Origin of the sequence: Micromonospora sediminimaris (genome assembly GCF_016863575.1) — a bacterium.
GTDB classification, from domain to species: domain Bacteria; phylum Actinomycetota; class Actinomycetes; order Mycobacteriales; family Micromonosporaceae; genus Micromonospora; species Micromonospora sediminimaris.
Genome location: NZ_BOPD01000074.1, coordinates 1 through 1,155 on the forward strand (window position 1 = coordinate 1; position 1,155 = coordinate 1,155).

General features: G+C 69.8%; 1 protein-coding gene. It reads left to right on the forward strand.

Annotation, left to right across the window (positions count from 1 at the left end; translation table 11 throughout):
* The first annotated feature begins 169 nt into the window (after window positions 1-169).
* Window positions 170-1,054, forward strand: coding sequence for a fructosamine kinase family protein (locus tag Vse01_RS29145; protein WP_093407277.1), 885 nt, complete (start codon window positions 170-172; stop codon window positions 1,052-1,054).
* The last annotated feature ends 101 nt before the right edge of the window (window positions 1,055-1,155 follow it).

The following is a 1,155-nucleotide window of genomic DNA, read 5'->3' on the forward strand; positions in this document are numbered from 1 at the left end:
TCTGGAGGGCCTGTGGTGGGCCGAGGACATGGCCGCCTTCACCACCTCGCGGGACAAGTCACGCTCGCCGACCGGCTTACCGCGTATCTGACGGGCGGACGGGCTGACGGCACCAGCAGCCCCCGCAATACGATCGGGGCGCACACGCGTCCCAGGCAGGAGGAGTGTCGTGATCCCCCCGACGACGTTCCTACTGGAGTGTCTGCACCGAGCCGGGATACGGGATGTCGTCACCGTGCGGCCGGCGACAGGTGGCGTCGCGGCGCTCGCAGGCATTGCTACCCGCCGGGACGCACCACCGCTGTTCGTCAAGGCCTTCGGCGACGCGCCGACCGACGACGTGTTCCGCGCGGAGGCCGAAGGGCTGGTCGCCTTGCGCGACCTCGGCGGTGTGGCCACGCCCGAGGTGATCCTCGCGGAGCGGGAACTGCTCGTGTTGTCGGTACTACACCCGAGGCCGCACAGCCGGAGCTTCTGGGAGCAGTTCGCGCACGCCCTCGCCCGCCTGCACCTGAACACCACCCACCCGCGCTTCGGATGGCACCGCGACAACTGGCTCGGCCGCTGCCAGCAGGTCAACACCTGGGAAGACGACGGCTTCGCCTTCTTCGCACAGCACCGGCTGCTCCGGTGGCTCGGACAGCCCCGCGTCGACGCGGCACTCGACTCCGCGGACCGGGCAGCGCTGGAGCGACTGTGTCAGCGGCTTCCCGACCTACTGCCGGACCGGCCAGCCTGTTTGACGCACGGCGACCTGTGGGCCCACAACGTGCTGGCGACCCCGGACGGGCAGCCCGCGCTTATCGACCCGGCCGTGTCCTACATGTGGGCCGAGGTCGACCTCGCCCACATGTGGTCCACCTCGCCCCCGCCCGAGGCCCGACGATTCTTCGACGTCTACGCGGAGCTGACCTCCCTCGACGATGACTGGCGGGTACGCATGCCGATCGTTCAACTACGACAACACCTCGCCGTTCTGGCCCAGTTCGACGACGACTGGGGCGCGGGCGATCAGATCCGCGCCACCCTTGCTCCCTTCCGGAGACGGTCCTGACGCCGCAGGCAAGGCCGGAGGCAGCGGCTCGTACTGGGTCCAGGCGGGCTAGCGTGGGCGCATGCCAGTCGACCTCTTCGCCGGGCTTCCGGTCAGCGACT